The 24,945-nt window shown below is 52.3% G+C and carries 19 protein-coding genes and 1 riboswitch; of the genes, 13 read left to right on the forward strand and 6 right to left on the reverse strand.

The window, feature by feature from the left end:
• The first annotated feature begins 17 nt into the window (after positions 1-17).
• The 3 genes from FEK50_RS01200 to FEK50_RS01210 are packed head-to-tail and all read left to right on the forward strand — an operon-like array spanning position 18 to position 3,502.
• The gene (locus FEK50_RS01200) at positions 18-2,315 is read left to right on the forward strand and encodes a formate C-acetyltransferase (protein ID WP_131161580.1); all 2,298 of its coding nucleotides are present in this window, start codon (positions 18-20) and stop codon (positions 2,313-2,315) included.
• The gene (locus tag FEK50_RS01205) at positions 2,281-3,159 is read left to right on the forward strand and encodes a [formate-C-acetyltransferase]-activating enzyme (RefSeq protein ID WP_131161581.1); all 879 of its coding nucleotides are present in this window, start codon (positions 2,281-2,283) and stop codon (positions 3,157-3,159) included. Before FEK50_RS01200 ends, FEK50_RS01205 begins: the two co-directional genes overlap by 35 nt.
• A gap of 1 nt (position 3,160) precedes the next feature.
• Entirely contained in the window at positions 3,161-3,502 is a 342-nt protein-coding gene (locus FEK50_RS01210; protein ID WP_130206560.1) for a PTS fructose-like transporter subunit IIB, read from the forward strand.
• Here the strand turns inward: FEK50_RS01210 and FEK50_RS01215 are convergent.
• The 4 genes from FEK50_RS01215 to argE form a co-directional block, all read right to left on the reverse strand.
• A complete protein-coding gene (locus tag FEK50_RS01215) occupies positions 3,489-4,340 on the reverse strand; it encodes an AraC family transcriptional regulator (protein WP_130258326.1) in 852 nt (283 codons plus the stop codon). The genes FEK50_RS01210 and FEK50_RS01215 overlap by 14 nt on opposite strands.
• A gap of 173 nt (positions 4,341-4,513) precedes the next feature.
• Positions 4,514-6,247: a phosphoethanolamine transferase CptA gene (locus tag FEK50_RS01220; protein WP_130259305.1), complete on the reverse strand. Its 1,734-nt coding sequence runs from the start codon at positions 6,245-6,247 to the stop codon at positions 4,514-4,516.
• 180 nt (positions 6,248-6,427) lie between these two features.
• Positions 6,428-9,079 (reverse strand): phosphoenolpyruvate carboxylase, encoded by a 2,652-nt coding sequence (ppc, locus tag FEK50_RS01225; RefSeq protein WP_131161582.1) that lies wholly within the window; start codon positions 9,077-9,079, stop codon positions 6,428-6,430.
• 473 nt (positions 9,080-9,552) lie between these two features.
• Complete coding sequence (argE, locus tag FEK50_RS01230) at positions 9,553-10,704, reverse strand: acetylornithine deacetylase (RefSeq protein WP_130206552.1); 1,152 nt, start codon at positions 10,702-10,704, stop codon at positions 9,553-9,555.
• A 153-nt stretch (positions 10,705-10,857) separates the two neighbouring features.
• Here argE and argC point away from each other — a divergent pair, with 153 nt between their 5' ends.
• The 4 genes from argC to oxyR all read left to right on the forward strand — a co-directional run bounded on the left by argC (position 10,858) and on the right by oxyR (position 15,264).
• On the forward strand, positions 10,858-11,862 hold the full coding sequence (gene argC, locus FEK50_RS01235) for an N-acetyl-gamma-glutamyl-phosphate reductase (protein ID WP_130206550.1): 1,005 nt from the start codon (positions 10,858-10,860) through the stop codon (positions 11,860-11,862).
• Between the two features lie 7 nt (positions 11,863-11,869).
• A complete protein-coding gene (gene argB / locus FEK50_RS01240) occupies positions 11,870-12,646 on the forward strand; it encodes an acetylglutamate kinase (protein ID WP_130206548.1) in 777 nt (258 codons plus the stop codon).
• Between the two features lie 60 nt (positions 12,647-12,706).
• On the forward strand, positions 12,707-14,080 hold the full coding sequence (gene argH / locus FEK50_RS01245; RefSeq protein ID WP_131161583.1) for an argininosuccinate lyase: 1,374 nt from the start codon (positions 12,707-12,709) through the stop codon (positions 14,078-14,080).
• Between the two features lie 266 nt (positions 14,081-14,346).
• Entirely contained in the window at positions 14,347-15,264 is a 918-nt protein-coding gene (gene oxyR, locus FEK50_RS01250; RefSeq protein ID WP_130206544.1) for a DNA-binding transcriptional regulator OxyR, read from the forward strand.
• On the opposite strand, the gene sthA is transcribed toward oxyR, so the two are convergent.
• Positions 15,247-16,647: a Si-specific NAD(P)(+) transhydrogenase gene (sthA, locus tag FEK50_RS01255; protein WP_001120822.1), complete on the reverse strand. Its 1,401-nt coding sequence runs from the start codon at positions 16,645-16,647 to the stop codon at positions 15,247-15,249. The genes oxyR and sthA overlap by 18 nt on opposite strands.
• A gap of 329 nt (positions 16,648-16,976) precedes the next feature.
• Between sthA and FEK50_RS01260 the strand changes: the two genes are divergently transcribed.
• The 4 genes from FEK50_RS01260 (at position 16,977) to FEK50_RS01275 (ending at position 20,615) form a co-directional block, all read left to right on the forward strand.
• Complete coding sequence (locus tag FEK50_RS01260; RefSeq protein ID WP_135493225.1) at positions 16,977-18,143, forward strand: M20 aminoacylase family protein; 1,167 nt, start codon at positions 16,977-16,979, stop codon at positions 18,141-18,143.
• A 42-nt stretch (positions 18,144-18,185) separates the two neighbouring features.
• On the forward strand, positions 18,186-19,502 hold the full coding sequence (locus FEK50_RS01265) for a citrate-proton symporter (protein ID WP_131161585.1): 1,317 nt from the start codon (positions 18,186-18,188) through the stop codon (positions 19,500-19,502).
• A gap of 103 nt (positions 19,503-19,605) precedes the next feature.
• Positions 19,606-20,256, forward strand: a complete 651-nt coding sequence (fabR, locus tag FEK50_RS01270) for an HTH-type transcriptional repressor FabR (RefSeq protein WP_001309117.1) — start codon at positions 19,606-19,608, stop codon at positions 20,254-20,256.
• A complete protein-coding gene (locus tag FEK50_RS01275) occupies positions 20,256-20,615 on the forward strand; it encodes a YijD family membrane protein (protein WP_000806411.1) in 360 nt (119 codons plus the stop codon). Before fabR ends, FEK50_RS01275 begins: the two co-directional genes overlap by 1 nt.
• A gap of 39 nt (positions 20,616-20,654) precedes the next feature.
• Here FEK50_RS01275 and trmA read toward each other — a convergent pair whose 3' ends face one another.
• Positions 20,655-21,755, reverse strand: a complete 1,101-nt coding sequence (gene trmA, locus FEK50_RS01280) for a tRNA (uridine(54)-C5)-methyltransferase TrmA (protein WP_131161586.1) — start codon at positions 21,753-21,755, stop codon at positions 20,655-20,657.
• Between the two features lie 113 nt (positions 21,756-21,868).
• Positions 21,869-22,060: riboswitch (cobalamin riboswitch) on the forward strand.
• A 64-nt stretch (positions 22,061-22,124) separates the two neighbouring features.
• On the opposite strand from trmA, the gene btuB reads away from it, so the two are divergent.
• Together btuB and murI are read left to right on the forward strand one after the other, a co-directional pair.
• Positions 22,125-23,969, forward strand: coding sequence for a TonB-dependent vitamin B12 receptor BtuB (gene btuB / locus FEK50_RS01285; RefSeq protein ID WP_130259310.1), 1,845 nt, complete (start codon positions 22,125-22,127; stop codon positions 23,967-23,969).
• Positions 23,914-24,771, forward strand: coding sequence for a glutamate racemase (gene murI, locus FEK50_RS01290; RefSeq protein WP_131161587.1), 858 nt, complete (start codon positions 23,914-23,916; stop codon positions 24,769-24,771). The genes btuB and murI overlap by 56 nt, the downstream gene beginning before the upstream one ends.
• Positions 24,772-24,945 lie beyond the last annotated feature (174 nt).

Here is a 24,945-nt window from a genome sequence, read left to right on the forward strand (position 1 = left end):
CCCTACAGGAGTTCCTCATGACGAATCGTATCTCTCGCCTTAAAACTGCATTGTTTTCCAATACCCGTGAAATCTCGCTGGAGCGTGCGCTGCTTTACACTGCCAGTCATCGGCAAACTGAAGGCGAGCCGGTGATATTGCGTCGGGCGAGAGCAACAGCGTATATCCTTGAACATGTTGAAATTTCGATTCGTGATGAAGAACTGATTGCCGGTAACCGCACCGTAAAACCGCGCGCCGGGATTATGTCGCCGGAAATGGACCCTTACTGGTTGCTGAAAGAGTTGGATCAGTTCCCGACGCGCCCGCAAGACCGCTTCGCCATTAGCGAAGAAGATAAACGTATCTACCGCGAAGAGTTGTTCCCGTACTGGGAAAAACGTTCGATGAAAGATTTCATCAACGGGCAGATGACGGATGAAGTAAAAGCCGCGACCAGCACGCAGATTTTTAGCATCAACCAGACGGATAAAGGCCAGGGACACATTATTATTGATTACCCGCGCCTGCTGAATCACGGGCTGGGTGAGCTGGTGGCGCAGATGCAGCAACATTGCCAGCAACAGCCGGAGAATCACTTTTATCAGGCTGCGCTGTTACTGCTCGAAGCCTCGCAGAAACACATTTTGCGTTACGCCGAACTGGCGGAAACGATGGCGGCAAACTGCACAGATGCCCAGCGTCGCGAAGAACTGCTGACTATTGCGGAGATCTCCCGCCATAATGCCGAACATAAGCCGCAGACGTTCTGGCAGGCGTGCCAGTTGTTCTGGTACATGAACATCATCCTGCAATACGAATCCAACGCTAGTTCGCTGTCGCTGGGGCGCTTCGACCAGTATATGTTGCCGTTCTATCAGACATCATTAACCCAGGGCGAAGATCCGGCGTTCCTGAAAGAACTGCTCGAATCTTTATGGGTGAAATGCAACGACATCGTACTGTTACGTTCTACCAGCAGCGCGCGTTATTTCGCAGGTTTCCCAACCGGGTATACCGCACTGCTCGGCGGGTTAACCGAGAACGGACGTAGCGCAGTGAACGTACTTTCGTTCCTTTGCCTCGATGCCTATCAAAGCGTGCAATTACCGCAACCGAACCTGGGCGTGCGCACTAACGCCTTGATCGACACGCCGTTCCTGATGAAAACCGCAGAAACCATTCGCCTCGGCACCGGTATTCCGCAAATCTTCAACGATGAAGTGGTGGTGCCCGCATTCCTCAACCGTGGCGTTTCGCTGGAAGATGCGCGCGATTATTCAGTGGTGGGCTGCGTGGAATTATCTATTCCTGGCAGAACCTACGGTCTGCACGACATCGCGATGTTTAACCTGCTGAAAGTGATGGAAATCTGCCTGCATGAGAATGAAGGCAATGCCGCGCTGAGCTATGACGGTTTGCTGGAACAGATCCGCGCCAAGATCAGCCACTACATCACCCTGATGGTTGAAGGCAGCAATATTTGTGATATCGGCCATCGCGACTGGGCACCTGTACCGCTGCTCTCATCGTTTATCAGCGATTGTCTGGAAAAAGGTTGTGATATTACTGACGGCGGCGCGCGTTATAACTTCTCCGGTGTACAGGGGATCGGTATCGCCAACCTGAGTGACTCTCTCCATGCGTTGAAAGGGATGGTTTTTGATCAACAGCGTTTAAGTTTTGACGAATTGTTGTCGGTATTAAAAGCGAACTTCGCAACGCCAGAAGGCGAAAAAGTCCGCGCTCGCTTAATTAATCGCTTCGAGAAATACGGTAACGATATCGACGAGGTGGATAACATTAGCGCCGAACTGTTACGCCATTACTGCAAAGAAGTGGAAAAATACCAGAACCCGCGTGGTGGTTACTTCACGCCGGGATCGTATACCGTTTCTGCTCATGTCCCGTTGGGATCGGTGGTTGGTGCGACGCCAGACGGTCGTTTTGCCGGAGAACAACTGGCAGACGGCGGCTTGTCACCCATGCTGGGCCAGGATGGGCAAGGACCAACGGCGGTACTGAAGTCCGTCAGCAAGCTCGATAACACGCTGCTTTCTAACGGGACGTTGCTGAACGTGAAATTCACTCCGGCGACCCTGGAAGGTGAAGCGGGATTACGCAAACTGGCCGACTTCTTACGGGCATTTACCCAGCTGAAGTTGCAGCATGTTCAGTTTAACGTGGTGAACGCCGACACGTTACGTGAAGCCCAATTACGCCCGCAGGACTATGCGGGGCTGGTGGTACGCGTTGCCGGATACAGCGCCTTCTTTGTCGAACTGTCGAAGGAGATCCAGGATGACATCATCCGCCGGACAGCGCATCAGCTGTAACGTTGTGGAAACGCGCCGCGATGATGTGGCGCGCATTTTCAACATTCAGCGTTATTCGCTGAATGACGGCGAGGGCATTCGCACGGTGGTCTTTTTTAAAGGCTGTCCGCATCTTTGCCCGTGGTGTGCTAATCCGGAGTCGATCTCCGGCAAAATCCAGACGGTGCGCAGAGAGGCGAAATGTCTGCACTGTGCGAAATGTTTGCGCGATGCGGATGAATGCCCCTCCGGGGCGTTTGAACGGATTGGTCGCGATATCAGCCTTGACGCGCTGGAACGGGAAGTGATGAAAGATGACATTTTCTTTCGCACGTCCGGTGGCGGCGTCACACTTTCTGGTGGCGAAGTGTTGATGCAGGCGGAATTTGCTACCCGTTTTTTGCAACGACTGCGGCTGTGGGGCGTGTCATGCGCCATCGAAACTGCCGGAGACGCGCCAGCCAGCAAGTTGTTACCGCTGGCGAAATTGTGCGATGAAGTGTTGTTCGATTTAAAAATTATGGACGCGACTCAGGCGCGGGATGTGGTGAAGATGAACCTGCCACGCGTACTGGAGAACCTGCGTTTGCTGGTGAGTGAGGGTGTCAACGTGATCCCGCGTTTGCCGCTGATCCCCGGCTTCACACTCAGTCGGGAGAATATGCAGCAGGCGCTGGACGTGCTGATCCCGCTGAATATCAGGCAGATCCACCTGTTGCCGTTTCATCAGTACGGCGAGCCGAAATACCGCCTGCTGGGGAAAACATGGTCGATGAAAGAGGTTTCTGCGCCGTCGTCAGTCGATGTGGCAACAATGCGCGAAATGGCAGAACGGGCCGGATTTCAGGTTACCGTGGGAGGTTAAAATGGCATACCTGGTGGCAGTAACCGCCTGCGTGAGCGGCGTGGCGCATACTTATATGGCGGCGGAACGGCTGGAAAAGTTGTGTCAGATAGAGAAGTGGGGCGTCAGCATTGAAACCCAGGGCGCGCTGGGAACGGAGAATCGTTTAGCGGACGAGGATATCCGCCGGGCGGATGTCGCGCTGTTGATTACGGATATTGAGCTTTCCGGTGCCGAGCGATTTGAACATTGTCGCTACGTGCAATGCAGTATCTACGCGTTCCTGCGTGAGCCGCAGCGGGTGATGAGCGCGGTACGCAAAGTGCTTTCTGCGCCGCAGCAAACCCATCTTATTCTGGAGTAGTTGGTTTTTCTGTCAGTTGGCTGTGGTACTGCCGACGATATTCCGACGGCGAGCGTTCGGTATTTTTACGAAACAGACGGCAGAAGTAGTTGCTGTCGACAAAGCCGCAGGCGTGCGCCACTTCTTTTACCTTCAGGTCATACCCTTTCAATAACGTTTTAGCGTGCTCCAGTCGCGTGTGATTCAGGTATTCGTTAAAACCAATGGCCCCCGTTTTTTGAAACAGATGCGAGAGGTAATTTGGCGAAATATAGAATGCCTGTGCGACAGATTCGCGGGTAAGCGCGGAGGCATAGCGTTCGTCGATATAATCACGAATAGCTTCGAATAGAGCCTGGCTGCGTGAGGCGGTCTGGATTTGGCTGCCAAGCAAATCGCGGCAGTGGCTAAGCAGGCTGGCGACGATAAGCCTTGCCGTTTGCTGCTCCTGTGGCTGCATTTGCATTTCATTGAGCGTTTGTAGCAGAAAAGAACCAATGCGCGGGCCGCGTCGGGCGACGTGCTGCTTCGCCAGATTTTGATACTGTTTGCCATCCCATTGCACGACGCTGAAGCCGAGTTGCTGTTTGCCAAACAGCACACTAAAGGTGGTCGCGGGTGTTTTCCATTGTGGGAAATTCCAGCCGCCAGCGGGAACGTACAGCACATCGCCGGGAACTAACGTTGCTCCAGCGCCGGTATCAACAAACTCACCTTCCAGCACAATTTCCAGCCGTGGAAAATCGACCTGATACGCAAGATCGGGCACCGGACCGTTGCTGCTGGCAAAGTAAATCTGGCGCAGCGACAGCGGGCCGTTTATCAGGCGGGAGAGCAGATAGCTGACGTCGTGATACATGTTATTCCCTTAGGTATGTAGACGGGAAAACAGTAACTGGCATTATAAAAAAAGGCCACCTGAAAAGTGTGGCCTGATGGGAGTTCGATGTAAACATTGTGGCAGTTTCAGTCGCCTTGTATTGCCGGATGCGGCGTGAACGCCTTATCCGGCAAATAGCATCTGGCTGATAATTACTGATTACCCACCTGATCGCCATACGGCAGAGTGTCGTAATCGATCAGCGCATTTTTCTTATACGGGTTACCAATCCAGCGGGTAGTTTCTTTGAACTGCGGATTCACCACCGAACGGGTTGGATCGTAACCGTCGTAAGATAAACCTGCCAAATCCGACCAGGTGTGGATCAGTTCCGCCAGGCTGTATTTACGATCAACATCCTGCGAGAAATCACGCGGATGAGTCGCTTGCCATTTTTCTGACGTCCACAGCAGGAACGGAATGGTGTACATATGGCGCGTCGGGTTATCTTCGTTACGCCCCTGAGTTTTGTGTGGCGGCGTGTCGTAAACCTCTTCACCGTGGTCAGAGAAGTAAACCAGGAAACCGTTCGGGTCTGCTGCTTTAAAGTCTTTAATCAGGCTGGCAACCACATGATCGTTATACAGGTTAGCGTTGTCATAATCGTTATATGACTCCAGCTCTTCTGCGCTTAATCCCGGCGGAACATGATCGGTATTGCCATCAAACTTGCCCTGATTTTCCGGGTAACGGTATTTGTATTTGATATGCGTACCCAGCAGATGAACGATGATCAGTTTCTTCGGCGCAGGGTCCTTCAGCACTTCCTGGAACGGCTTCAGCACGTTGGTGTCGTATTCACGCGCACTCTGCGTACGTTGCTGGTTCATGTAGTACTGCTTGTCGGTCTGGCGCGAAAATACCGTCAGCATGGTGTTGCGGGCAGTCATCGTCTGCTGGTTGGTTATCCAGAAGGTTTTATAACCTGCCTGTTTCATCATGTTCATCAGTGACGGCTGTGTCAGATACAGGTCCGGGTTCTTTTCGTTGGCAAAGGTCAGCGCCTGTTGCAGGATTTCAATGGTGTACGGACGAGACGTAACCACGTTATTGAACACGGTCAGGTTCGGATCGGTTTTATGCAGCGCATCCAGTTCCGGCGTGGTTTCACGCGGATAGCCGTACAGGCTCATGCGTCCACGCTGGGTCGATTCGCCAATCACCAGCACTAAGGTGCGCGGTTCGTTACCCGATTCGTCTTTGAAATTAGCCAGTGGCGGTAATGCGTTATTTTCATTCAGCAGCTTCGTCAGTGAGTTAAGTTGTTGACGATACTGATAATAACCGGTCAGAAATTGCCACGGCGCGGCAGGTTCCATGCGAGATGCCAGATTATCCAACGTTTTCTCAAACGGCTTGTGTTTGATAAACGTGTTCATGGCGATAGGGTGCAGAATCAAACCATAAAGCAGGGCAAAAGAGACGATATAACGCCACGGCTTTGGAATATAGACCGGGCGCAGGCGCGTCCACAGCAAAATTGCCACCGCCGTATAGGCCAGCGCGATAAGCACAATCTTCAGGCTGAAATACTGGCTTAAATACTCGCTGGCTTCGTTGGTGTTGGTTTCAAACATCACAAACAGAACGCTCTGCGAGAACTCCTGACCGTAGATGACGTAGTAGCACAACGCTGCCAGAGACGCCGCCCACAGCATTACGCCGATTACTGCTGCGATAATCTTAATCCGCTTCGGAAAGAGGAATACCGGGATCAACCACAGCGAACTGAACAGCAGCGAGTCGCGAATGCCGTTGGTGCCGCTGTAGCCGCTGATGTAAATAATGGCCTGTAACAGGGTAGAGAAAAACCAAAAGTAGAGCAGTGCCCAACCCAGGGCTTTCCAGCTAAAAATGGGTTTAGTCTGGACTTCAGTGGAATGCATAGTAAGAACCCGTTTTGGATAATAGCGCCGAATGTAAGGACAAAACCTTAAGGATATCTGAAGGGATATCCAGAATCTGGGTGAAATGCAGACAGAAATATATTGAAAACGAAGGTGTTAGAACAGAAGTATTTCAGAAAACCCTCGCGCTATTGCACGAGGGTTGATAGAGGAGGGGGGTTAGCCAGTATTACGCATACCTGCCGCAATTCCGGCAATAGTGACCATCAACGCTTGTTCGACGCGGGGATCCGGCTCCTGTCCTTCTTTTTCTGCCAGGCGCGAACGATGCAGCAACTCTGCCTGCAGTACGTTCAGCGGGTCAGTGTATATATTTCGTAGCTGAATAGACTCGGCAATCCACGGTAGATCGGCCATCAGATGGGAGTCGTTGGCAATCGCCAGCACCACTTTGATGTCTTCTTCTTGCAGATTGCGTAACTCTTTACCTAACGGCCACAGTGCTTTGTCGACCAGGCGTTGGTCATAGTATTCCGCCAGCCACAGGTCTGCTTTGGCGAAGACCATCTCCAGCATGCCGAGACGCGTTGAGAAGAACGGCCAGTCGCGGCACATGGCTTCCAGTTCGCTTTGTTTACCATCTTCCACCACTTTTTGCAGCGCCGTACCCGCGCCCAGCCAGGCTGGGAGCATCAGGCGGTTTTGTGTCCAGGCAAAAATCCACGGAATGGCGCGCAGAGACTCGACGCCGCCGGTTGGACGACGTTTCGCCGGGCGTGAACCTAACGGCAGTTTGCCCAGTTCCTGTTCTGGCGTAGCGGAGCGGAAGTAAGGGACAAAGTCTTTGTTTTCACGCACGTAGCCACGGTAGAGATCGCAGGAGATGACTGACAGTTCATCCATAATGCGACGCCAGCTCTCTTTCGGCTCCGGCGGTGGCAGCAGGTTGGCTTCCAGAATCGCCCCGGTGTACAGCGACAAGCTGCTAACGGTGATTTCTGGCAGACCGTATTTAAAGCGGATCATCTCGCCCTGCTCGGTTACGCGCAGGCCGCCTTTCAGGCTTCCCGGCGGTTGCGACAGCAGCGCCGCATGGGCTGGTGCGCCGCCGCGACCAATGGAACCGCCGCGACCGTGGAACAGTGTCAGTTCAATGCCCGCTTTTTCGCAGGTTTTGATTAACGCGTCCTGTGCCTGATATTGCGCCCAGGAGGCCGCCATCACGCCCGCATCTTTTGCTGAGTCGGAATAGCCAATCATCACCATCTGTTTGCCCTGAATCAGACCGCGATACCAGTCGATATTCAGCAGTTGGGTCATGACATCGTTGGCGTTGTTCAGGTCATCGAGAGTTTCAAACAGCGGTGCGACCGGCATCGCAAATCCAATACCCGCTTCTTTCAGCAGCAGGTGGACGGCCAGTACGTCGGACGGCGTTTTCGCCATCGAGATCACGTAGGCGGCAATAGAGCCTTGCGGCGCTTCGGCAATCACTTGACAGGTATCAAGCACTTCGCGCGTTTCGGCGCTTGGTTGCCAGTTGCGTGGCAGAAGCGGACGTTTGGAGTTCAGTTCGCGGATCAGGAACGCCTGTTTGTCGGCCTCTGACCAGCTTTCGTAATCGCCAATGCCGAGATAGCGGGTCAGCTCGCCCAGCGCTTCGGTATGACGAGTGCTCTCCTGGCGAATATCAATACGCACCAGCGGTACGCCGAAACATTTCACGCGGCGCAGGGTGTCGAGCAGATCGCCGTTAGCAATAATGCCCATACCACATGCTTGAAGTGACTGGTAGCAAGCGTAGAGCGGTTCCCACAGTTCTTCATTCTGCGTCAGCAGACCTTCCGGCTTCGGCAGCTCTTCGCCTTTCAGACGCGCCTCCAGCCAGGCCTGTGTCGCCATCAGGCGAGAACGCAGGTTTTTCATCAGATAGCGATACGGTTCTGCGGCACCTTCTTCGCCAACCAGCGCCAGCAGTTCTGGGGTAGCCTCAACCATCGACAGTTCAGAAACCAGAACCTGAATATCTTTCAGGAACAGGTCGGTGGCTTTCCAGCGACTGAGCAGCAGGACACGGCGGGTGATATCGGCGGTTACATTAGGGTTGCCGTCGCGGTCGCCGCCCATCCACGAGGTAAAGCGTACCGGAACAAATTCGACCGGCAGCTTATAGCCGAGGTTCTCTTCCAGTTGTTCGTTCAGTTCGCGCAGGTAATTTGGTACGCCTTGCCACAGGCTGTTTTCTACTACGGCAAAGCCCCATTTCGCTTCATCAACCGGAGTTGGGCGCAGCTTACGGATTTCATCGGTATGCCATGATTGGGCGATCAGCTGGCGCAGGCGGCGCATCAGCTGGTGGTGTTCGTAGTCGGCGATATCTTTGTTATCGAGCTGTTTTAAGCAGGCGTTCACTTCCACCATTTTGTGGATCAGTGTCCGACGGGTAATTTCGGTTGGATGAGCCGTGAGGACCAGTTCCAGCGACAGCGATTCCACCGCTTTTTTGATGGTTTCTTCGCTCAGTTCCGGCTGGTTTTTCAGTTTACGCAGGGTGCGGGCGATCACTTCCGGATTGCTGGCAGCCTCGCCTTTCGGCGAAATGCTGTGGTATTGCTCGGCAGTGTTGGCCAGATTCAGGAACTGACTAAACGCACGCGCAACGGGCAGCAGCTCGTCGTTCGACAAATTTTGTAAAGTGGTGAGTAACTCCTGGCGGTTAGCATCATTGCCAGCGCGTGAAGATTTGGACAACTTACGGATAGTTTCTACGCGTTCAAGAATGTGTTCTCCCAACGCATCCTTGATGGTTTCTCCCAGCACTTTGCCGAGCATACTGACATTACTACGCAATGCGGAATATTGTTCGTTCATATGACCCCAGACACCCATCTTATCGTTTGATAGCCCTGTATCCTTCACGTCGCATTGGCGCGAATATGCTCGGGCTTTGCTTTTCGTCGTCTTTTATAAAGCCACGTAAAAGCGGTGACGTCAAATGCTGCGAAATCGCTTCAGCAAACGAATAAATAGCAGGAATTTACGCCATTAAATTCACAACGTTTTAAATAAGCGTAACTTATGGGAATGTTAAAAAATCGTCATACATAACACCAAAGGTGTAGGTCGGATAAGATGCGCAAGCATCGCATCCGACATTATTGTGGCACCGGAGTTTGGTAACGGTGCAGGATGCGGCGCGTGCGCCTTATCCGGTCTACGGTTGGGCATCGTTTGAGTCACTGTAGGTCGGATAAGATGCGCAAGCATCGCATCCGACATTATTGTGGCACCGGAGTTTGGTAACAGTGCCGGATGCGGCGCGAGCGCCTTATCCGGTCTACGTTTTAATGCCAACAAAAATGGTGAATCACCTGGGTAATCAATTCACGGGTGGGCTTGATAAAACGCGTCTCCAGATATTCATCAGGCTGATGGGCTTGATTGATTGAGCCCGGGCCTAGCACCAGCGTCGGGCATAAAGTCTGAATAAACGGTGCTTCAGTACAGTAGTTCACCACTTCGGTCTTTGCACCGAGCAATTTCTCAACCACTTCAACCAGTTGATGATTTGGCGGGCATTCATAGCCTGGGATCGGTGGGTGCAACTCTTCGACCGTTAGACGGCCCGGCCAGCGTTCGCTCACCGGAGCCAGCGCGTCGTTGAGCAAACCATTAAGTTCGTTGAGCGTCATGCCCGGCAGCGGGCGAATATCCATATGCAACTCACAGCAGGCGCAAATTCGGTTAGAGGCGTCGCCGCCATGAATATGCCCGAGGTTGAGCGTGGGATACGGCACGGTAAACGCTTCATAGTGATAACGTTCTTTAAGATTATCGCGCAATTGCAAAATATGGCCGATGGCGTCGTGCATCAGTTCAATAGCGTTAACCCCGCGCGACGGATCGCTGGAGTGGCCCGACTGACCCATAATTCGAATGGCATTTGAGATGTGGCCTTTATGCGCGCGTACCGGTTGCAGCGACGTTGGTTCGCCAATGATGGCGCAATCCGGTCGCAGGGAGGTGGTTTCGGCAAAATAACGCGCTCCCGCCATACTGGTTTCTTCATCGGCAGTCGCCAGAATGTAGAGCGGTTTTTTCAGTTTAGTGACGTCGACATCGCGTAGCGCATCGAGGATAAACGCAAAAAAGCCTTTCATGTCGGCGGTGCCTAAGCCGTAAAGCTTGCCGTCATGCTCCGTCAGTGTAAACGGATCGCGCGTCCAGCGACCGTCATCAAATGGCACCGTATCGGTATGCCCCGCCAGCAACAAGCCGCCAGCCCCCTGTCCGGTACTTGCCAGCATATTAAATTTGTTGCGAGTTCCTGGCACAGGCTGCACTTCCACATTGAAGCCTAAATCTTTAAACCAGTCCGCCAGCAGAGTGATTAAATCTGCATTGCTTTGATCGAGTGCCTCTTCCGTGGCGCTTATTGAAGGTGTGGCAATCAGAGCGCGGTAAATCTCGATAAATGGCGGTAATTTGTTTTTCATTGTTGACACACCTCCGGTCATGATAGTATCAATATTCATGCAGTATTTATGAATAAAAATACACTAACGTTGAGCGTAATAAAACCCACCAGCCGTAAGGTGAATGTTTTACGTTTAGCCAGGCAAACAGACATAAGAAGGTGAATAGCCCCGATGTTGAATACGCTGATTGTGGGTGCCAGTGGTTACGCTGGCGCAGAGCTAGTGACCTATGTAAATCGCCATCCGCATATGAACATAACCGCTTTGACTGTCTCAGCGCAAAGCAATGATGCGGGAAAGTTAATCTCCGATTTGCATCCGCAGCTCAAAGGCATCGTTGATCTGCCGTTGCAGCCGATGTCGGATATCAGCGAGTTTAGCCCAGGGGTGGATGTGGTGTTTCTCGCCACCGCCCATGAAGTTAGCCACGATTTAGCGCCGCAATTTCTTGAAGCGGGCTGTGTGGTGTTCGACCTTTCCGGCGCATTTCGCGTTAACGACGCCGCCTTCTATGAAAAATATTACGGCTTTACCCATCAATACCCGGCATTGCTTGAGCAGGCGGTCTATGGCCTGGCGGAGTGGTGTGGCAATAAATTAAAAGAAGCGAACTTGATTGCGGTGCCGGGCTGTTATCCGACGGCGGCACAGCTGGCGCTGAAACCGTTGATTGATGCCGATCTTCTCGACCTCAGTCAGTGGCCGGTGATTAACGCCACCAGCGGCGTGAGCGGAGCAGGGCGTAAGGCAGCGATTTCAAATAGCTTTTGTGAAGTGAGCCTGCAACCGTATGGCATCTTTACCCATCGCCACCAGCCGGAGATCGCTACGCATCTCGGTGCTGACGTCATCTTCACCCCGCATCTGGGCAATTTCCCGCGCGGTATTCTCGAAACCATTACCTGCCGCCTGAAACCGGGCGTGAGTCAGGCGCAAGTGGCGCAGACATTACAGCAGGCGTATGCGCATAAACCGTTGGTGCGTCTGTATGACAAAGGCGTTCCGGCACTAAAAAATGTCGTCGGGCTGCCGTTTTGCGATATCGGATTTGCCGTTCAGGGCGAGCATCTGATTATTGTGGCGACCGAAGATAACTTACTGAAAGGCGCGGCGGCACAGGCAATCCAGTGTGCCAATATTCGTTTCGGCTATGCCCAAACGCAGTCTCTTATTTAAGGGTGCAATGATGAATCCATTAATTATCAAGCTGGGCGGCGTACTGCTGGATAGCGAAGAGGCGCTGGAACGGCTGTTCAGCGCACTGGTGAAATATCGTGAGTCACATCAGCGTCCGCTGGTGATTGTCCACGGCGGCGGCTGCGTGGTGGATGAGCTGATGAAAGGGCTGAATCTGCCGGTGAAAAAGAAAAACGGCCTGCGGGTGACGCCTGCGGATCAGATAGACATTATCACCGGAGCGCTGGCGGGAACGGCAAATAAAACCCTGCTGGCATGGGCGAAGAAACATCAGATTGCGGCCGTAGGTTTGTTTCTTGGTGATGGCGACAGCGTAAAAGTGACCCAGCTTGATGAAGAGTTAGGCCATGTTGGACTGGCGCAGCCAGGTTCGCCTAAGCTTATCAATACGTTGCTGGAAAACGGTTATCTGCCGGTGGTCAGCTCCATTGGCGTAACGGACGAAGGGCAACTGATGAACGTCAATGCCGACCAGGCGGCGACGGCGCTGGCGGCAACGCTGGGTGCAGATCTGATTTTGCTCTCCGACGTCAGCGGCATTCTCGACGGTAAAGGGCAACGTATTGCCGAAATGACCGCCGCGAAAGCGGAACAACTGATTGAGCAGGGCATTATTACCGACGGCATGATTGTAAAAGTGAACGCGGCGCTGGATGCTGCGCGCACGCTGGGCCGTCCGGTAGATATCGCCTCCTGGCGTCATGCGGAACAGCTTCCGGCACTGTTTAACGGTATGCCGATGGGTACGCGGATTTTAGCTTAAGTTTTGTTGGCCGGAGGCGCAGCTTTCCGGCATTGATTTTCAACATAAGGAAACAGAGTTATGGCACTTTGGGGCGGGCGTTTTACCCAGGCAGCAGATCAACGGTTCAAACAATTCAACGACTCACTGCGCTTTGATTACCGTCTGGCGGAGCAGGATATTGTTGGCTCTGTGGCCTGGTCCAAAGCCCTGGTAACGGTAGGCGTGTTAACCGCAGAAGAACAGGCGCAACTGGAAGAGGCGCTGAACGAGCTGCTGGAAGATGTTCGCGCCAGGCCACAACAAATCCTCGAAAGCGACGCCGAAGATATCCATAGCTGGGTGGAAGGCAAACTGATCGACAAAGTGGGTCAGTTAGGCAAAAAACTGCATACCGGGCGTAGCCGTAATGATCAGGTAGCGACTGACCTGAAACTGTGGTGCAAAGATACCGTTAGCGAGTTGCTGACGGCTAACCGTCAGCTGCAATCGGCGCTGGTGGAAACCGCACAAAACAATCAGGACGCGGTGATGCCAGGTTACACTCACCTGCAACGCGCCCAGCCGGTGACGTTCGCTCACTGGTGCCTGGCGTATGTTGAGATGCTGGCGCGTGATGAAAGCCGTTTGCAGGACGCGCTTAAGCGTCTGGATGTCAGCCCGTTAGGCTGTGGCGCACTGGCGGGAACGGCCTATGAAATCGACCGTGAACAGTTAGCCGGCTGGCTGGGTTTTGCTTCGGCGACACGTAACAGTCTCGACAGCGTTTCTGACCGTGATCATGTGCTGGAACTGCTTTCTGCTGCCGCTATCGGCATGGTGCATCTGTCGCGTTTTGCTGAAGATCTGATTTTCTTTAACACCGGCGAAGCGGGGTTTGTCGAGCTTTCTGACCGCGTGACTTCTGGTTCATCATTAATGCCGCAGAAGAAAAATCCGGATGCGCTGGAGCTGATTCGCGGTAAATGTGGGCGGGTGCAGGGCGCGTTAACTGGCATGATGATGACGCTGAAAGGTCTGCCGCTGGCTTACAACAAAGATATGCAGGAAGACAAAGAAGGTCTGTTCGACGCGCTCGATACCTGGCTGGACTGCCTGCATATGGCGGCGCTGGTGCTGGACGGCATTCAGGTGAAACGTCCGCGTTGCCAGGAAGCGGCGCAGCAAGGTTACGCGAACGCCACTGAACTGGCGGATTACCTGGTGGCGAAAGGCGTACCGTTCCGCGAGGCGCACCATATCGTGGGTGAAGCAGTGGTGGAAGCCATTCGTCAGGGCAAACCGCTGGAAGAGCTGCCGCTCAGTGAGTTGCAGAAATTCAGCCCGGTGATTGGCGAAGATGTCTATCCGATTCTGTCGCTGCAATCGTGCCTCGACAAGCGTGCGGCAAAAGGCGGCGTCTCACCGCAGCAGGTGGCGCAGGCGATTGCTTTTGCAAGGGCGCGGTTGGGGTAAGAACATTTATATGTACAAATTTGAGCCTGGCTTATCGCCGGGCTTTTTTATGGCAAAAAAAAGCGGATCCTGGAGATCCGCAAAAGTTCACGTTGGCTTTAGTTATTCGAGTTGAGAAACTCTCGAAACGGGCAGTGACTTCAAGGGTTAAAAGAGGTGCCGCTCCGTTTCTGTGAGCAATTATCAGTCACAATGCTTGATAGGGATAATCGTTCGTTGCTATGCTACCTATCGCCATGAACTATCGTGGCAATGGAGGATGGATAATGAATATTCGTGATCTTGAGTACCTGGTGGCACTGGCCGAGCACCGCCATTTTCGGCGTGCGGCAGATTCCTGCCACGTTAGCCAGCCGACGCTTAGCGGGCAAATTCGTAAGCTGGAAGATGAGCTGGGCGTGATGTTGCTGGAGCGGACCAGCCGTAAAGTGTTATTCACCCAAGCGGGAATGCTACTGGTGGATCAGGCGCGTACCGTGCTGCGCGAGGTGAAAGTCCTTAAAGAGATGGCAAGCCAGCAGGGGGAGACGATGTCCGGGCCGCTGCATATTGGTTTGATTCCCACGGTTGGGCCTTACCTGTTGCCGCATATTATCCCGATGCTGCACCAGACCTTTCCGAAGCTGGAAATGTATCTGCATGAAGCGCAGACCCATCAGTTACTGGCGCAACTGGACAGTGGCAAACTCGACTGCGTGATCCTCGCGCTGGTGAAAGAGAGCGAAGCATTCATTGAAGTACCGTTGTTTGATGAACCCATGTTGTTGGCAGTCTATGAAGATCACCCGTGGTCTAATCGCGAATGCGTGCCGATGGCCGATCTGGCAGGGGAAAAACTGCTGATGCTGGAAGATGGTCACTGTCTGCGCGATCAGGCAATGGGCTTCTGCTTTGAAGCTGGAGCGGATGAAGATACACACTTCCGCGCGACCAGTCTGGAGACGCTGCGCAACATGGTGGCCGCAGGTAGCGGGATCACTTTATTGCCTGCGCTGGCTGTACCGCCAGAGCGCAAACGCGATGGCGTCGTTTATCTGCCGTGCATTAAGCCGGAACCACGCCGTACCATTGGTCTGGTTTATCGTCCAGGCTCACCGCTGCGCAGCCGCTATGAGCAGCTGGCAGAGGCCATCCGCGCAAAAATGGATGGCCATTTCGATAAAGCGTTAAAACAGGCGGTTTAAGCCGTTTAATGCCGCTACCCGATAGGCTTCCGCCATGGTCGGGTAGTTAAAGGTGGTGTTGACGAAGTACTCAATAGTGTTGCCGCCACCTTTCTGTTCCATAATCGCCTGACCGATATGAATAATTTCGGCAGCGCGCTCACCAAAGCAATGGATCCCCAGAATCTCTTTCGTTTCCCGATGGAACAAAATTTTCAGCGTACCCACGTTCATGCCAACGATTTGTGCACGTGCCAGATGTTTAAACTGGGCGCGGCCTACTTCATACGGTACTTTCATCGCGGTCAGCTGCTGTTCGGTTTTGCCCACAGAGCTGATTTCTGGGATGGTGTAAATACCGGTAGGGATATCTTCAATCAAGTGCGCGGTGGCTTCACCTTTTACCAGCGCCTGCGCGGCAATGCGCCCCTGGTCATAGGCCGCTGAAGCCAGGCTTGGATAACCAATCACGTCGCCCACCGCGTAAACGTGCGGCTGCGCGGTCTGATACATGCTGTTGACCTTCAGCTGTCCGCGACTGTCAGTTTCCAGCCCAATGTTCTGTAACGCCAGCGAATCGGTATTACCCGTGCGACCGTTGGCATAGAGCAGACAGTCGGCTTTCAGTTTTTTGCCCGACTTCAGATGCATGATCACACCGTCGTCACAGCCTTCGATCTTCTCGTACTCTTCGTTGTGACGAATCACTACGCCACTGTTCCAGAAGTGATAGGAGAGCGAATCTGACATCTCTTGATCGAGAAACGCCAACAGGCGATCGCGGGTATTGATCAGATCTACTTTTACATCCATACCGCGGAAGATCGACGCATATTCACAGCCGATCACTCCAGCACCGTAAATAAGTACATGGCGCGGTTCGTGGTGCATGCTAAGAATTGAGTCGCTGTCGTAAATGCGTGGATGGGTGAAATCGACGTCTGCTGGATGATAAGGGCGTGAGCCGCAGGCTATGACAAATTTTTCTGCGGTTAATGTTTCGACCGTGCCGTCCGGGCAGTCCAGCGCCAACGTATGCTCGTCAACAAAGCGAGCGTTCCCCTGCAATATTTCACAGTGATTACGTTCGTAAAATCCCTGACGCATGCGCGTTTGTTGATTAATCACGTTATCGGCATGGTTAAGGATATCGGCAAAAGAAGAGCGGAGCAGTCGGGAATGGTCGCTGTAAAGTGGGTTTTGATTGAATTCTATAATGCGGCTGACGGCGTGACGGAGGGCTTTCGACGGGATGGTTCCCCAGTGGGTGCAACCGCCGCCAACATTTTGATAACGCTCGATAACTGCGACGCGCGCACCTTGCTTAACAAGACCCATTGCAGCGCCTTCGCCGCCGGGGCCGGAACCTATTACTATGGCATCGTAATCGTAGGAATGTGGCATGGTAGGGCTTACCTGTTCTTATACATAAAAGCAACAGAATGGTAACATTTTATCGCGGGTAAGCCAATTGATCCCCGTCATTTATCTGGCTATATCGTGACCGGCCTTTGCTTTGTCTTCCCCCTTCTTATTTTATTAATTCACTATTAATCGCTTTTTCTTATGGCTGATAGTTTTATCTTGCCGAAGTGTGCTTTTTTGTTATTGTCTATGTTAAATATTCTTATAAAACAAATATATAAATATTTTATATTGATTCCTTTTTTATATTTATACCATCAATAAAATCCGTTAATTAACCTGTTTATAAGTGAATAAAGGAATAGTCGATGATCGAACACTACATTCGTGGGTTTGAGGAAGAGTTGCGCGAGATTCGCCACCAAATCCACGAAAATCCGGAGTTGGGGCTACAAGAATTTAAAACCAGTGCTCTGGTTGCGGAAAAGCTGCGCCAGTGGGGTTATGAGGTAGAGCAAGGACTGGCGACGACGGGGATAGTGGCCACGTTAAAAGTGGGCGACGGAGAGAAAAGTATTGGCCTGCGGGCGGATATGGATGCGTTGCCGATTTATGAAAATAGCGGCAAGCCCTGGGCCAGTAAACATCCCGGTTTAATGCACGCATGCGGGCATGACGGCCATACCACGATATTACTAGGTGCAGCGCGTTATCTTGCCGAAACTCGTCGTTTTAACGGCACGTTACGTCTTATCTTCCAGCCCGCAGAAGAGATGATTAACGGCGGCGAGATTATGGTTAAAGAAGGTCTTTTTGACCACTTCCCCTGCGATGTCATTTTCGGGATGCACAACATGCCGGGCTTGCCGGTTGGCAAGTTTTTCTTCCAGCCAGGGGCGCTAATGGCGTCAATGGATCAGTTCCATATTACGGTTCGTGGTTGTGGCGGACACGGTGCGATCCCGCACAAAGCCATCGATCCGGTGCTGGTCGCGGCACATATCACCACCGCATTACAAAGCATTGTGTCGCGCAATGTCGATCCGCTGGAAGCGGCGGTAATTACCGTTGGCAGCATTGTTGCAGGAGAGGCGGCTAACGTCATTCCTGACAGTGCTGAGATGAAAATCAGCGTCCGCTCTCTTAGCCGCGATACCCGACAACTTCTTCTGACCCGTATTCCGGCTCTGGCGCAAGCCCAGGCTGCCAGCTTTGGCGCTACGGCTGAGGTTACGCATGTTAACGGTACACCGGTATTAGTAAATGACGAGGAGATAGCGCGCTTCGCCTGGCAGGTGGCGTGTAAAACGTTTGGTGAAGATCGGGCCGAGTTTGGCATCAAGCCCCTGATGGGCAGTGAGGATTTCTCTTTCATGCTGGAAGCCCAGCCGAAAGGCGCTTTTTTGCTGTTCGGTAATGGCGATGTCGGGGAAGGTTCCTGCATGGTGCATAACCCGGGCTACGACTTCAACGATGCAAGTCTGGTCCCGGCGTGCAGCTACTGGGGCGCACTGGTAGAAGCCTGGCTGCAATAAATAAAACAACACACAACAACACTTTCTGGCAAGGAACATGGAATGACGGCGATCGTAAATGGAAGCGTGATTGTGAAGAAAAAGCCCAGCGGTAAGCGGGTGATTTTTGCTTCGGCGTTTGGCAATGCGCTCGAATTTTTTGATTTTGGCGTTTACAACTTTTTTGTGGTCTATATCAGTACGCTTTTCTTCCCGCCCAGTGCCGATCACAATGTCGCGCTGTTACTGGCATTTGCAACGTTTGGCGTGAGTTTTTTTATGCGCCCGCTTGGTGGAATTATCGTCGGGGCCTGGGCCGATCGTTTCGGACGCAAACCCGCGATGGTGTTCACCATTGCCCTGATGAGCCTCGGTACGCTGATGATCGGCATCGCGCCGACCTATGCGACGGCGGGCTATTGGGGAACGGCGACGTTGGTACTGGCGCGTCTGATTCAGGGTGTTGCGGCAGGTGGTGAAGTCGGCGCCTCAATGTCTTTACTGGTTGAATCAGCTCCGGCAAATCGTCGCGGTTTTTACAGCAGTTGGTCGCTGGCGACCCAGGGGCTGGCAACGACCTTTGGTGGTGTTGTCGCTTTAGGTCTGAGCACTTGGCTACCGTTTGCCACAGGTTCAGAAACCGTAATGGCAGAATGGGGCTGGCGTGTACCATTTTTTATTGGCGTGTTATTAGCACCGATCGGTTGCTGGTTGCGTCTGAGCCTGGAAAATGACGTACCTGAACCTGTACACAATAAAAAAGCTGCTGCCAGCGAAAGCGCGTTCTCTCTGCTCCTGCAACATAAAGCGATTATCATTAACGGCGTTTTACTCGCTATCGGTAGCACGGTAGCAACCTATATTTCCCTCTTTTACTATGGCACCTGGGCGGCGAAGTATCTGGCAATGCCTCAACACTATTCTCATGCAGCGATGTTACTGGCGGGGGTAATTACGTTTGTGGGCGCGCTGTTGGTGGGGATGCTATGTGATTCGGTCGGGCGTAAAAAGCTGATTTTAATCTCCCGTGTGATGGTGCTGATCTGTAGCTGGCCGTCATTCTGGTTGTTGGTGAATTACCCAAGCCCCGGCATGTTGCTGACGGTAGTTTTCGTGATGGTCAGCTTTACCACGCTTGGTGGGGTACCGGTAATGTTGCTGATTTCCGAACTATTGCCGAAACGGATTCGGGCATTAGGCTTCGCGCTGGTTTATAGCATTGGTGTAGCAATCTTCGGCGGTTTTGCGCAATATTTCGCCACGCAATCCATCGTGTTACTGGATAGTCTGACGGCTCCGGCGTGGTATCTGGGCGGAGGCACGTTGCTGTCGATGCTGGCGTTATTGTTTGTAAAAGAACCGGCCAAAGAGTTGCAGTAAATGTGTTTTATTGCGCTACCGTTCATTCACAACACTGGAGCAATCCAGTATGTTCATTCTCTGGTATAGTGCCAGCAGTACTTTTGGCAAGGATTCAGACATCGTGATGGGCGTAAGAGCGCAGCAAAAAGAAAAAACCCGACGTTCGCTGGTAGAAGCCGCATTTAGCCAATTAAGTGCTGAACGCAGCTTCGCCAGCCTGAGTTTACGTGAAGTGGCGCGTGAAGCGGGCATTGCTCCCACCTCTTTTTATCGGCATTTCCGCGACGTAGACGAACTTGGCCTGACCATGGTTGACGAGAGTGGTTTGATGCTGCGTCAGCTTATGCGCCAGGCGCGTCAGCGTATCGCTAAAGGCGGGAGTGTGATCCGTACCTCGGTATCCACATTTATGGAGTTCATCGGTAATAATCCTAACGCCTTCCGGTTATTATTGCGGGAACGCTCCGGCACCTCCGCCGCGTTTCGTGCCGCCGTTGCGCGTGAAATTCAGCACTTCATTGCGGAACTTGCGGACTATCTTGAACTCGAAAACCATATGCCGCGCGCGTTTACTGAAGCGCAAGCCGAAGCAATGGTGACGATTGTCTTCAGTGCGGGTGCCGAGGCGTTGGATGTCGGCGTCGAACAACGTCGGCAATTAGAAGAGCGACTGGTACTGCAACTGCGAATGATTTCGAAAGGGGCTTATTACTGGTATCGCCGTGAACAAGAGAAAACCGCAATTATTCCGGGAAATGTGAAGGACGAGTAATGAAACAAGCAAATCAAGATAGAGGTACGCTGCTGCTGGCGTTAGTTGCTGGCTTATCGATTAATGGTACTTTCGCAGCGCTGTTTAGCTCCATTGTGCCATTTTCTGTATTCCCGATTATTTCCCTGGTGCTGACGGTTTACTGCCTGCATCAACGTTATCTTAATCGCACTATGCCGGTCGGCTTGCCGGGTCTGGCAGCTGCCTGTTTTATTCTCGGCGTTCTGCTTTATAGCACTGTGGTTCGTGCGGAATATCCGGATATCGGTTCTAACTTCTTCCCGGCTGTGCTGTCCGTCATTATGGTGTTCTGGATTGGCGCGAAGATGCGTAACCGTAAGCAGGAAGTTGCTGAGTAATCGGTAACATGCCGGATGCTGGTGCATCCGGCATGGGTTTTACTTCGCGGTCAGTAATACGCCGCACTCCATATGGTGCGTGTAGGGGAACTGATCAAACAGAGCCAGACGTTCGACCTTGTGCGTCTGGCTTAATGTTTCCAGATTCTTACACAGCGTTTCCGGATTGCAGGAGATGTACAGAATACGCGGATACGCCTGCACCATTTTCTCGGTTTCACTGTCCAGACCGCTGCGCGGTGGGTCGACAAAAATGGTTTCGCACTGATAACTCTTTAAGTCGATCCCTTGCAGGCGGTTAAACTCGCGCACACCATTCATCGCCTGAGTAAATTCTTCTGCCGCCATACGGATAATTTGTACGTTATCAATATGGTTAGCGGCAATGTTGTATTGCGCGGCAGCGACCGACGGCTTGGCGATTTCGGTGGCTAATACCCGATCAAAATTGCGCGCCAGTGCTAATGAAAAGTTACCGTTGCCGCAGTACAGCTCCAGCAAATCGCCTTTTGAGCCTTTGGTGACGTCCAGCGCCCATTCCAGCATCTGAATATTCATCGCCGCGTTTGGCTGGGTGAAACTGTTCTCCACCTGACGGTAGATCATCTCTTTTCCGGCGACCGGCAGACGCTCGTCGATGTAATCTTGATCCAGCGCGATTTTGGTTTTCGTTGCCCGACCAATCAGATGCACATTCAGATTCTGCGCGCGCAACGCATCGCGCAGGGCTTCCGCCTGCTGACGCCATTCGTCATCCAGCTTTTTATGGTACAGCAGAGAAACCACCGCCTGATTACTCAGCGTGGTGAGGTAATCAATCTGGAACAACTTGTGGCGCAGAACGGGATTATTACGCACACCCGCAATCATCGCCGTCATCAACTGGTTGATGAGTTCACTGGCGGCAGGGAAGCTATCCACGCGGATACGGTTTTTGGTTTGTTGATCGAAAATGATGTGGTACAGGTCATCGCCATCGTGCCAGATGCGGAACTCTGCACGCATCCGGTAATGGCTGACCGGCGAGCGAAACACTTCCGGAACCAGGTCAGAAAACGGTGCCATCATACTTTGCAAACGTACCACTTTTTCGGCTAACTGCGCTTCATACTGTTCTGTTGGAAGGTGTTCGGGGGTCATGATGTATCCTGAAAAATTAAAGTACGCGGCGATTGTAGGGATTGCTCATCAGATGTCCAGATCTTGATGAATTCCTATTTGTGAGCTACGTCTGGACAGTAACTTGTTACAACCTGTAGCATCCACTTGCCGGTCCTGTGAGTTAATAGGGAATCCAGTGCGAATCTGGAGCTGACGCGCAGCGGTAAGGAAAGGTGCGATGATTGCGTTATGCGGACACTGCCATCCGGTGGGAAGTCATCATCTCTTTGTATCTTCAGATACCCCTCCAAGCCCGAAGACCTGCCGGCCAACGTCGCATCTGGTTCTCATCATCGCGTAATATTGATGAAACCTGCGGCATCCTTCATCTATTGTGGATGCTTTACAATGATTAAAAAAGCTTCGCTGCTGACGGCGTGTTCCGTCACAGCCTTTTCTGCTTGGGCACAGGATACCAGCCCGGATACTCTCGTCGTTACTGCTAACCGTTTTGAACAGCCGCGCAGCACTGTGCTTGCGCCAACTACTGTTGTGACGCGTCAGGATATCGACCGCTGGCAGTCAACCTCGGTCAATGATGTGCTGCGCCGTCTCCCTGGCGTGGATATCACCCAAAATGGCGGTTCAGGTCAGCTTTCTTCTATTTTTATTCGTGGCACAAATGCCAGTCATGTGTTGGTGTTAATTGATGGCGTACGCCTGAATCTGGCAGGGGTGAGTGGTTCAGCCGATCTTAGTCAATTCCCCATTGCACTTGTTCAGCGTGTCGAATATATCCGCGGGCCGCGCTCCGCCGTTTATGGTTCTGATGCAATAGGCGGGGTGGTGAATATCATCACGACGCGCGATGAACCTGGAACGGAAATTTCAGCGGGGTGGGGAAGCCATAGTTATCAGAACTACGATGTCTCGACGCAGCAACAACTGGGGGATAAGACACGGGTAACGCTGTTGGGCGATTACGCTTATACCCATGGTTATGATGTTGTCGCTTACGGCAATACAGGAATGCAAGCGCAGCCTGATAACGATGGTTTCTTAAGTAAAACGCTTTATGGTGCGCTGGAACATAATTTTACCGATGCCTGGAGCGGCTTTGTACGTGGCTATGGCTATGATAATCGGACCAATTATGACGCGTATTATTCTCCAGGTTCACCATTGGTCGATACCCGTAAACTCTATAGTCAAAGTTGGGACGCCGGGCTGCGCTATAACGGCGAACTGATTAAATCACAACTCATTTCCAGCTATAGCCATAGCAAAGATTACAACTACGATCCGCATTATGGTCGTTATGATTCGTCGGCGACTCTCGATGAGATGAAGCAATACACCGTCCAGTGGGCAAACAATGTCATCGTTGGTCACGGTAGTATTGGTGCGGGTGTCGACTGGCAGAAACAGACTACGACGCCGGGTACAGGTTACGTTGAGGATGGATATGATCAACGTAACACCGGTATCTATCTGACCGGGCTGCAACAAGTTGGCGATTTTACCTTTGAAGGCGCAGCACGCAGCGACGATAACTCACAGTTTGGTCGTCATGGAACCTGGCAAACCAGCGTCGGATGGGAGTTCATCGAAGGTTATCGCTTCATTGCTTCCTACGGGACATCTTATAAGGCACCAAATCTTGGACAACTGTACGGCTTCTACGGTAATCCGGATCTGGACCCTGAGAAAAGCAAACAGTGGGAAGGCGCGTTTGAAGGCTTAACAGCAGGAGTGAACTGGCGTATTTCCGGATATCGTAACGATGTTAGTGACTTAATCGATTATGACGACCATATCCTGAAATATTACAACGAAGGGAAAGCGCGGATTAAAGGTGTCGAGGCGACCGCCAATTTTGATACCGGACCACTGACGCATACTGTGAGTTACGATTATGTTGATGCCCGTAACGCAATTACCGACACGCCGTTGTTACGCCGTGCTAAACAGCAGGTGAAATACCAGCTCGACTGGCAGTTGTATGACTTCGACTGGGGTATTACTTATCAGTATTTAGGCTCTCGCTATGATAAGGATTACTCCTCCTGGCCGTATCAAACTGTGAAAATGGGCGGTGTGAGCTTGTGGGATCTTGCGGTTGCATATCCGGTCACCTCTCACCTGACAGTTCGTGGTAAAATAGCCAACCTGTTCGACAAAGATTACGAGACAGTCTATGGCTACCAAACTGCAGGACGGGAATACACCTTGTCTGGCAGCTACACCTTCTGAACCACGTCCCACCGTGCTGGTGTTTGATTCCGGCGTCGGTGGGTTGTCGGTCTATGACGAGATCCGGCATCTCTTACCGGATCTCCATTACATTTATGCTTTCGATAACGTCGCTTTCCCGTATGGCGAAAAAAGCGAAGAGTTTATTGTTGAGCGTGTGGTGGAAATTGTCACCGCGGTGCAAGAGCGTTATCCCCTTGCGCTGGCTGTGGTCGCTTGCAACACCGCCAGTACCGTCTCACTTCCTGCATTACGCGAGAAGTTTGCGTTCCCGGTTGTCGGTGTCGTTCCGGCAATTAAGCCAGCGGCACGGCTGACAGCTAATGGCATTGTCGGATTGCTGGCAACTCGTGGTACGGTAAAACGTTCTTATACCCACGAGCTAATCGCGCGTTTCGCTAATGAATGTCAGATAGAGATGCTGGGCTCGGCAGAAATGGTTGAGCTGGCTGAAGCGAAGTTGCATGGCGAAGAAATCTCTCTGGATGCGCTAAAACGTATCTTGCGCCCGTGGTTAAGAATGAAAGAGCCGCCAGATACCGTTGTTCTGGGTTGCACCCATTTTCCTCTACTTCAAGAAGAACTGTTAAAGGTGCTGCCAGAGGGAACCCGGCTGGTGGATTCTGGCGCAGCGATTGCCCGCCGAACGGCCTGGCTGCTGGAACATGAAGCTCCGGATGCGAAATCTGCCGATGCGAATATTGCCTTTTGTATGGCAATGACGCCAGAAGCTGAACAATTATTGCCCGTTTTACAGCGTTACGGCTTCGAAACGCTCGAAAAACTGGCAGTTTCAGGCTGATTTGGTTGAATGTTGCGCATTCGGAAAATTATTTTAAATTTCCTCTTGTCAGCTCAGAATAACTCCCTATAATGCGCCACCACTGACACGGAACAACGGCAAACACGCCGCCGGGTCAGCGGAATTCTCCTGAGAATTCCGGCAGAGAAAAGCAAAAAAATGCTTGACTCTGTA

It is taken from the genome of Escherichia sp. E2586 (assembly GCF_005781105.1).
In the GTDB taxonomy this organism is placed as follows: domain Bacteria; phylum Pseudomonadota; class Gammaproteobacteria; order Enterobacterales; family Enterobacteriaceae; genus Escherichia.

Excerpts from the sequence above, each read along its gene's own strand:
- FEK50_RS01215 (WP_130258326.1), bottom strand. The coding sequence starts at position 4,340 with ATGTATCACGACGTCAGCTATCTGCTCTCCCGCCTGATAAACGGCCCG.
- FEK50_RS01205 (WP_131161581.1), top strand. The coding sequence starts at position 2,281 with ATGACATCATCCGCCGGACAGCGCATCAGCTGTAACGTTGTGGAAACG.
- murI (WP_131161587.1), top strand. The coding sequence starts at position 23,914 with ATGGCTACCAAACTGCAGGACGGGAATACACCTTGTCTGGCAGCTACA.
- FEK50_RS01260 (WP_135493225.1), top strand. The coding sequence starts at position 16,977 with ATGATCGAACACTACATTCGTGGGTTTGAGGAAGAGTTGCGCGAGATT.
- oxyR (WP_130206544.1), top strand. The coding sequence starts at position 14,347 with ATGAATATTCGTGATCTTGAGTACCTGGTGGCACTGGCCGAGCACCGC.
- FEK50_RS01275 (WP_000806411.1), top strand. The coding sequence starts at position 20,256 with ATGAAACAAGCAAATCAAGATAGAGGTACGCTGCTGCTGGCGTTAGTT.
- ppc (WP_131161582.1), bottom strand. The coding sequence starts at position 9,079 with ATGAACGAACAATATTCCGCATTGCGTAGTAATGTCAGTATGCTCGGC.
- argB (WP_130206548.1), top strand. The coding sequence starts at position 11,870 with ATGATGAATCCATTAATTATCAAGCTGGGCGGCGTACTGCTGGATAGC.
- argC (WP_130206550.1), top strand. The coding sequence starts at position 10,858 with ATGTTGAATACGCTGATTGTGGGTGCCAGTGGTTACGCTGGCGCAGAG.
- FEK50_RS01210 (WP_130206560.1), top strand. The coding sequence starts at position 3,161 with ATGGCATACCTGGTGGCAGTAACCGCCTGCGTGAGCGGCGTGGCGCAT.
- argE (WP_130206552.1), bottom strand. The coding sequence starts at position 10,704 with ATGAAAAACAAATTACCGCCATTTATCGAGATTTACCGCGCTCTGATT.
- FEK50_RS01220 (WP_130259305.1), bottom strand. The coding sequence starts at position 6,247 with ATGCATTCCACTGAAGTCCAGACTAAACCCATTTTTAGCTGGAAAGCC.
- FEK50_RS01200 (WP_131161580.1), top strand. The coding sequence starts at position 18 with ATGACGAATCGTATCTCTCGCCTTAAAACTGCATTGTTTTCCAATACC.
- FEK50_RS01265 (WP_131161585.1), top strand. The coding sequence starts at position 18,186 with ATGACGGCGATCGTAAATGGAAGCGTGATTGTGAAGAAAAAGCCCAGC.
- sthA (WP_001120822.1), bottom strand. The coding sequence starts at position 16,647 with ATGCCACATTCCTACGATTACGATGCCATAGTAATAGGTTCCGGCCCC.
- btuB (WP_130259310.1), top strand. The coding sequence starts at position 22,125 with ATGATTAAAAAAGCTTCGCTGCTGACGGCGTGTTCCGTCACAGCCTTT.
- argH (WP_131161583.1), top strand. The coding sequence starts at position 12,707 with ATGGCACTTTGGGGCGGGCGTTTTACCCAGGCAGCAGATCAACGGTTC.
- trmA (WP_131161586.1), bottom strand. The coding sequence starts at position 21,755 with ATGACCCCCGAACACCTTCCAACAGAACAGTATGAAGCGCAGTTAGCC.